Origin of the sequence: Litoribacterium kuwaitense (assembly GCF_011058155.1) — a bacterium.
Lineage (GTDB): Bacteria > Bacillota > Bacilli > Bacillales > DSM-28697 > Litoribacterium > Litoribacterium kuwaitense.
Genome location: NZ_JAALFC010000074.1, coordinates 1 through 6,308, shown reverse-complemented (window position 1 = coordinate 6,308; position 6,308 = coordinate 1). Strand labels below are relative to the sequence as shown.

General features: G+C 34.1%; 7 protein-coding genes. 4 read left to right on the top strand and 3 right to left on the bottom strand.

The genetic code is table 11. The features are described 5' to 3' along the window. The first annotated feature begins 235 nt into the window (after positions 1–235). From G4V62_RS18605 to G4V62_RS18590, 4 genes are all read left to right on the top strand, one after another. A complete protein-coding gene (locus G4V62_RS18605; protein WP_165205087.1) occupies positions 236–799 on the top strand; it encodes a hypothetical protein in 564 nt (187 codons plus the stop codon). Positions 800–1,139: 340 nt separating this feature from the next. Next, positions 1,140–2,141 (top strand): hypothetical protein, encoded by a 1,002-nt coding sequence (locus G4V62_RS18600; RefSeq protein WP_165205085.1) that lies wholly within the window; start codon positions 1,140–1,142, stop codon positions 2,139–2,141. A gap of 113 nt (positions 2,142–2,254) precedes the next feature. Continuing rightward, positions 2,255–2,626 (top strand): hypothetical protein, encoded by a 372-nt coding sequence (locus G4V62_RS18595; RefSeq protein WP_165205083.1) that lies wholly within the window; start codon positions 2,255–2,257, stop codon positions 2,624–2,626. Beyond that, positions 2,595–3,146, top strand: a complete 552-nt coding sequence (locus G4V62_RS18590; RefSeq protein ID WP_165205081.1) for an HNH endonuclease — start codon at positions 2,595–2,597, stop codon at positions 3,144–3,146. Before G4V62_RS18595 ends, G4V62_RS18590 begins: the two co-directional genes overlap by 32 nt. 92 nt (positions 3,147–3,238) lie before the next feature. Here the strand turns inward: G4V62_RS18590 and G4V62_RS18585 are convergent, their stop codons facing one another. The 3 genes from G4V62_RS18585 to G4V62_RS18575 form a co-directional block, all read right to left on the bottom strand. Beyond that, positions 3,239–4,411 carry a TRM11 family methyltransferase gene (locus G4V62_RS18585; protein ID WP_165205079.1) on the bottom strand — a complete coding sequence of 391 codons (1,173 nt, stop codon included), beginning with the start codon at positions 4,409–4,411 and terminating at the stop codon, positions 3,239–3,241. A gap of 11 nt (positions 4,412–4,422) precedes the next feature. Further along, complete coding sequence (locus G4V62_RS18580) at positions 4,423–5,646, bottom strand: hypothetical protein (RefSeq protein WP_165205077.1); 1,224 nt, start codon at positions 5,644–5,646, stop codon at positions 4,423–4,425. Between the two features lie 415 nt (positions 5,647–6,061). Continuing rightward, positions 6,062–6,308, bottom strand: a 247-nt coding sequence (locus G4V62_RS18575) for a transposase (protein ID WP_165205075.1), incomplete at its 5' end; no start/stop codon positions are given.

Genomic DNA, 6,308 nt, shown 5'->3' with positions numbered 1-6,308 from the left:
TCATGTCCGTCATCGGACAGGTAAGAAGGCAAGGCTTCATTTCCAGTTGGTGACGCTTGTTTATAATGCCTCCAGAATGGCCACAGATCGAATTAAAAAGATGAAAGCGGAACAAATGTCCAAGGCAGCGTGAATTAAAGCACGATATATTTTAAAAAAACATGTAAAACACCAAGGGACTACTCTACACTTTTTTAAAAAAGGGACTTATGAATTTACTCAGGTATTTAAATTAATGAAAATGACAAAAGAGAAACTCGAAAGCAAAGAAATAAAAAAGCGTGGCTGGGTTTGGCATAAGAAAGAGGAGCAGGAAGTGAATCCTTATGATGGATCGGTTAAGGTGCGGATAACGGAGCAGGAATATAATGCGGTTATCTCTGCATGCCATATAAATAACCAAGGGTATAAAACTTTTGCCCGGACTGCAATAGAGGGGTTTGATAAGGTGGATGAACTAATCCAACCACAAACAGAGAAAGACCCACAGGATTGGCTGACGCTTGAATTTAATAAAGAAGCAAAGGAACCATTGGTTCAAGCTGCTAGCAAGGTAAAGATGACGCTGGAGGAATTTGTCCGAGCATTAGTTTGGACAAAGGTTAAGAAAACGTTTAAAGCTAAGAAGGAACAAGATGAAAGATCGATGGAACAACGGAGAAAGGAAAGCTTTCGTGCTGTTACGATTAGGCTAGAGCCAGATTTGGTTGAAAAATATGAATCAAAGTTCGGGAGAATTAATAGCGTAACAGAAGTTGAAAGCACATTAAAAGAAATGTTGCAAAGAGAACTTGCCTAACCCCCCCTCTAAAAAAGTCAAGCCTTCTGTAAGGGTACCGGTGGCGGGAGAAGAATTTTTCTGCGTGATCCTTACATGTATTTTTTTGGATTTATGATAAGATGTTAGGTTATTAAACAAAACTTACGAAGATACGTTTATTTAAAAGGATTTGCTATTTTATATTTGATAATAACCCTTTCATATTTAAGCAGCTATGTAAAAAATAGCTGTTCTTTTTATTGAACAGTTATATTTCATTTGATAATTAAGTGATGTATTTAGCGATTACTAATCATATTAGAGGGTGTTTTTACCATAATTTTGAATGTATAATATTATGGTGAGAGGAGGGTAATTTATGGCTAGAAGAAAATCATATAGTAAAGTCAAAAAACATGACCAAATTAGGGCTGATCATGTAAAAGGAATGGGAGATGTAGTATTTAAGGGGTTTCAATGTTTAAATCCTAATTGTGAGCACTTTATTACTGTTAGAGAAGACCAATTAGATGGGGATTTTGAAATTATATGTGAGAAATGTGATTATTTAATGCATGCAGGCGGTGAAACAACCTTTTTTAAGTACGATATGGAAGTAGAGCATGGTGGTGCTAGTATAATTGCAGAAAGTGGAGATTTCACAGTGCTTCATGAAGAATATGTTCATGAAGCAGAGGAATTTAAATATTGCATAGTGTGTAACAGTATGAAGCCATTATCATATTTCGATAACCACCGTTCAAGAAACTCTGGAAGGCAGGGAGAATGTCGGTTATGTAAGAAAATTTATAACAGTATAAAAAATGGTACACGAATATCTGATCAGCACAGAGAGTCTGCTCAAAAGAGAAGAATGTATATGGATTTGTCAGGCCATGAAAAAATCAATAGTAAAGAAATATACGAAAAATACAATTATCGATGCTTTAAATGTAATAAAGATCTTTCTAATGTTGAAAGTTCTATTGAAAGACCTTTAGATCATACACTTCCAGTTTATTTTTTATGGCCTTTAAATACTAAGAACGCTACTTTGCTTTGCCGTAAATGCAATGGAGAAAAGTCGGGAAGTTGGCCAACAGAGTTTTATAGTACCAGTGAAATTCAGCGTCTTTCAGTATTCACCGGTTATCCATTTGAACTTTTAAATGGGGCACCAACATATAATCCTGCAGCACTAGAGAGATTAAGTGATCCAGAATTAGTGGATGAATTACTAGCAAAGTATAGCAGATATCTAGGGGAAATCATAAAGCTAAGAAATAGATTAGTAAGAGAGATAGATTTTGATTTCTTTAAGAATTCTAATACTATATCTTCCACTTGGATTGATCTAGCAAATGAACAATTGAAAAATTAGTGGAAGGCGAGGGTTTTGGTTGTGGCAACAGAAAGAAGACAAGCATACAGTAAACTTGAAGAAAAAAAGGTACCCATGTCAATGGTCAGAGGCTTTATATAGGCTTTCAGTGTTTGAATTATGAATGTGAGCATTATATTTTTATAAGAAAAGATGAGATTGAAGAAGACTATAGTATCGTTTGCCCGGAATGTGAATTTAAAATTGAGTTTGGTGGAGAAACAACTTTTTTTGACTACGATATGAAGGTTGGGGATGAAGTTGTAGACAGCGGTCAATTTACAATTTTCCACGATATTTACATATCTGAGGCAATAGAATATAAATATTGTCTATTATGTAATACCTTAAAACCTGTCACAGAATTTTCTACACATAGTAATGTCGAAAAATTTAAGTCTGGCCATCAGGGTGAGTGTAAAAGTTGTAAAAATAAGTACAATAATATAAAGAATGGAACGCGTTTACCAGATCAACATACATAGGGAATCTGCACAAAAAAGAAAACTCTATGTAGATATTGGTGGAAACAATAAAATTGATAGTGTAAAGGTTTATTCAAAATTTGGCCATTCATGCTTTAATTGTGGTGTTGACCTCAAGGGAGAGACATCATCAATTGAAAAGCCTTTAGATCATACTTTACCCATTAAGTACCTGTGGCCATTAACAACAGATAATGCAACGCTTCTTTGTAGAGAATGTAATGGAGAAAAAAGCGATAAATGGCCATCTGAATTTTATGATGATGATCAATTGAAGGAATTGCATAGACTTACAGGAATAAATTACGATGTTCTGAAGGGGGACCCGTTTTTTAATCCAGCTGCTATAAAAAAATTAAAGCAGGCTAATGAAGTTGAAAAGCTGATAGAAAAGTTTGCCCATTATGAGGATAAGGTTATTGGACTGAGAAATCGCATTATTGAACATGAAGGTTTCGATTTTTTCTCTGGCGCTAATATTTCTAAAGCAATTATAGAACGTGCTGATGCTGCAAGATAAATCATAAATAGAATGAGATTTAAATTAAAATGCCTCTATAAAAAGCACTGCAATTTTAATATTTGACGCAGTGCTTTTTATATACTGATGACTTAATTTTTGATTAAAAATAAAAATTGATGTGCAGTGGTAGACCCTTTGTCCGATATCCCGTGCTTTTCTAGGCTCTCCACATCCTCATCTCCAACATAGACAACTTGAAAGTACTTAGTAGCAAGCTTAGCAAGCTCTGTTGCCATATCACATTTCTTTGATTTACCTAGATGAAGAATGACTTTTCCGTTATCTTTTAGTAGGTTACTACAGATCTTAAAGAATTCGATATAAATATTTATATCCCTTTTTTGTTTCCCCTCTAAGAATCGCATTTCTGCATTTTTGTAGTCTTCGGGTTCCCAACCAGAAAGCCATAGTCTTAACCAATTACTACTATAAAACCGAATTGAATCGAAAAAGGGAGGTGAGGTGATGATAGCATCTACGTTATTCACCTTTTCTGGGAGGTCAAATAAATCCCCGAAGATTGTTTGTCCTTCCGCAAAATTATCCCATTCGCCTTTCTTATAGGAAAGCTCAATTTTATTTTTAATGTGAGTAATCACTTTTTTATATATAGACTCCCCTGTAGGTGCATATGGTGTAAGGGGATGAGAATTTCTAGATAGAGCATATGGTCTATTTCCGTGTAGAACATGTAAAAAGCATGAGAAGATAAATGCTTCTTCTGGAGATGTTATTTCTCTCTCTATAAAAAACTTTCGAGCAGCTATAATCTCTGAATATGTTTTGGGGTCAAAGTATTCAGGTACTTTTCCATTTAAACCAAAATCGGAATAAGGAATATCATCAGCAGGGTATTCTACCGTGTTCTTGCCAATATAGTCTTCAAGTTCTGTTAATATTCTTTCAACCTTCTCTTTATTTGTAATCTCTAATTTTGCTCTAGTTACAGCATACGCCATTTCACTTAAATCATTTCCAATCCCTATTCTACCTTGTAAACACGCCTCAAATGGTATTGTACCTACACCGCTCATTGGATCAAGAATTGTTTGACCTTCTTCGGTAAACTCTTTAATTAGAAAGTGTGCTATAGCAGGTTTTAATTTTCCATGATATGAACATAATGAGTGCCATGAATGCCCCCAGTTACGGCCACTATATGGCTTTTCTCTGTATGGCAATTTTGCCATGAACTTTTCAGCTTTATTTTTAAACTTATCTACTTCAGAAGGTGTCTCCTGTTTTGTTATTACGTTTACCATATAAGGGTGCCTCACTTTCTTAACTGATAGCGCAGAACTTTTTGAGATAGTATCATCTGATTTTTAGATCTCCTAGTACGTAATATTTCTTCGTCGTATAGTCTAAAGCCATGATTCATAGCAAGTTGAGATAATATTGTATCAGTAGGGATGTGAACACCAGCGAATTGAGAATCACCGATATCTAAAACAAAAACCCCATCATTACACATTATTTGTTTTAATTTGTTAAAAACAATGTCCATATCATAAAAATAACCAGCAACCATAATGGGAATTCTTTTATCGTAAGCAACAGGTTCTAACTGTTCTACATATCCTTTTACTTCATCTAAAATATTAGGTATGTTTCTACGTTTAGAAACGCTGTTAATTCCCGCCATTATTCCTCCTGAGTGAAGGTTAGGTAAACATTTTTCAGTCTTTACAAAGTCTAAAAGCTTTAGCTCTAACTTTGTATTTCTTATATAATTTGTTCCATTTAAATACGGGGGTGAAGTTATCACACAATCTACTTCATGCGGTAAAAAGGCTTGTCTAGCATCTGAGTGAATAAAGCTAGTATCCGATTGAACCGATCCTGAATGGTTTTCTATATCATATATAATTTCATCTAATTTACTTACGAAATGAAACAAAACATCAAAGTCCTCTTGTTTTTTCTCATTTTCTTTTGCATATCTTAAATCGCCACGTTTAACCATGTTAGAAACCTTAACGGCAATTGATGCAAGTGCAACTTTAGAAATATTTATTGAAAGAGGCTCATTTAGACTTAATATAAGTTTCTTAATGGCCATAAGTTTTGCTAAAACTTCAGGTTGGTAATACTTTTCAAATCCATCATAAGAATCACCAATAAGAGGTTCAAATTCTAAATTACCGAGTACATTTTCTTTTAAGCTTGAAAGTACTCCTACAACTTGATCAATTCTTTGATGTGATGCTCTTACTGAATTAATTTTTGTTTCTGTAACAAAAGCCATAAATGGATTAATTTCGCTAAAGAATGATTGAATTCCAAATTGTGATGCTACTAATGGGGTTGTCCCTGATCCACCAAATGGCTCAAAAAGTGTTTGTGCTTCTATAGGTAATTTTTCAAATTCATTTACAATAAATTCACTAGAATAACCTTCGTCATATTTATACCATCTGTGTATAGGCTCGGTTTTGTTAAGAGCAAATGTACCTGATAAACCTCTATTATTTTTTGTAGTAATTGTTGTTGCCATATTAATAAATTCACCTCTCCTTAAAAGGACATACGCCTATAATATCATAATAATTGTGATGTTAATATCGAAAAGTCAAAACCTTCAAACATATGTTCTTATTTATGATTCCATTTTATCATTATTATTTGACAAAGGGAACTAAAACTAAGGAAGGATTAATTGTTTTTAGTGAGAATTTATAAACATGGCAGAGGAAGGATTGGTATATCTATAGTAGCAGACCCCAAGAAAACAATGAAAAGGTTCACTTCGATTTTAGTTCCTCTTGTAAAAAATATCGATAATAAGGATTTCTACCAGGAATATGTTTATTTTTATAGGATGAGTTAATTTCATAAGTCCCTTTTTTAAAAAAGTGTAGAGTAGTCCCTTGGTGTTTTACATGTTTTTTTTAAATATATCGTGCTTTAATTCACGCTGCCTTGGACATTTGTTCCGCTTTCATCTTTTTAATTCGATCTGTGGCCAATCTGGAGGCATTATAAACAAGCGTCACCAATTGGAAATGAAGCCTTGCCTTCTTACCTGTCCGATGACGGACATGATTGAGTCCAAAGAATTCTTTTAGATATGCGTTGACCCTTTCGACAGCGGTTCGCTCTTTATACAGTTTGCCCCACTTCTTTGATCCTCTTGCCGGAGAAGTATACTTTCGGATA

Bases quoted from the DNA above. Each gene is read 5' to 3' on its own strand.
- G4V62_RS18605 (WP_165205087.1), top strand. From the start codon at position 236: ATGAAAATGACAAAAGAGAAACTCGAAAGCAAAGAAATAAAAAAGCGT.
- G4V62_RS18600 (WP_165205085.1), top strand. From the start codon at position 1,140: ATGGCTAGAAGAAAATCATATAGTAAAGTCAAAAAACATGACCAAATT.
- G4V62_RS18590 (WP_165205081.1), top strand. From the start codon at position 2,595: ATGGAACGCGTTTACCAGATCAACATACATAGGGAATCTGCACAAAAA.
- G4V62_RS18585 (WP_165205079.1), bottom strand. From the start codon at position 4,411: ATGGTAAACGTAATAACAAAACAGGAGACACCTTCTGAAGTAGATAAG.
- G4V62_RS18580 (WP_165205077.1), bottom strand. From the start codon at position 5,646: ATGGCAACAACAATTACTACAAAAAATAATAGAGGTTTATCAGGTACA.